A 559-nucleotide genomic window follows, 5' to 3' on the forward strand; every position below is an offset into this window, starting at 1 on the left:
CTTGCGAAGGCCGGGGATCATCTGGCCGCCATTGCGCCCTGATGCGCCCCAGCCGATCTTGCCGCCTTCGAGCAGCACCACTTTCAGGCCGCGTTCGGCGGCATGAAGCGCCGCCGACAAACCTGTGCAGCCGCCGCCGACGACCACCAGGTCAGCTTCGACATCGCTGGCGAGCGCCGGATGGTCCGGCGCCGGATTGGCGGTGGCGACATAGTAGGATTTGCCGATATCGAGACCGGAATTGAAACCCGTCGAACTGGAAGCCATAGTCACACCTTGAGCAGCAGATGGTCGCGTTCCCACGCCGTCACCACGGTCTGGAACAGGTCGAGCTCGACGCTCTTCACGCGCAGATAGGTCTGGGAGAAATCCTCGCCGAGCAGCGCCCGCACCGGCTCGCAGGCAGCGAAGCGGTCGAGCGCTTCCTCCATGGTTTTCGGCAGCGTGCTCTGGCTGCGATAGGCATTGCCGGAGGCCTCCGGCGAGCGGGCAAGCTTCTCCTCGATGCCGAGATAGCCGGCGATCAGCGAGCCGGCCATGGCCAGATACGGATTGGCGT

At 64.9% G+C, this 559-nt stretch carries 1 protein-coding gene and 1 pseudogene; both read right to left on the bottom strand.

Annotated features, from left to right (window positions below; translation table 11 throughout):
- The coding region (locus tag EOA38_RS38435) for an FAD-binding oxidoreductase (protein ID WP_127301680.1) at positions 1-267 on the bottom strand (267 nt) is incomplete at its 3' end.
- 2 nt (positions 268-269) lie between these two features.
- Positions 270-559, bottom strand: a pseudogene (locus EOA38_RS38440) (glutamine synthetase); the annotation flags it as partial.

Origin of the sequence: Mesorhizobium sp. M1E.F.Ca.ET.041.01.1.1, from assembly GCF_003997355.1 — a bacterium.
Lineage (GTDB): Bacteria > Pseudomonadota > Alphaproteobacteria > Rhizobiales > Rhizobiaceae > Mesorhizobium.